The organism is Halorubrum sp. SP3 (assembly GCF_005435195.1).
Classification (GTDB): domain Archaea; phylum Halobacteriota; class Halobacteria; order Halobacteriales; family Haloferacaceae; genus Halorubrum; species Halorubrum sodomense.
The window spans coordinates 1-206 of record NZ_SGTU01000865.1; the positions used below are offsets into that span (position 1 = coordinate 1).

Annotated in this window: 1 pseudogene; it reads left to right on the forward strand. The window is 72.3% G+C overall.

Annotated elements, in window-relative coordinates:
- Nucleotides 1-163 (forward strand): annotated as a pseudogene (locus EXE42_RS20985) (serine/threonine protein phosphatase); the annotation flags it as partial.
- Nucleotides 164-206 lie beyond the last annotated feature (43 nt).

Genomic DNA, 206 nt, shown 5'->3' on the forward strand with positions numbered 1-206 from the left:
GGTCGTCACCGAGTGGGCGGTCGGACTCGACACCGGCTGCGTCTACGGCGGTTCGCTCACCGCGTACGACCTCCGCGAGGGAACGGTCACCGCGGTCCCGGCGCTCCGCGGCGGCGTCGAACGGAGCGACGCCAAGATCGTTGACGTGGCCGAACTGGGCTGAGATGACCGACTCCGACCGCGGGGCCGGCGGAGACGACGCCGAG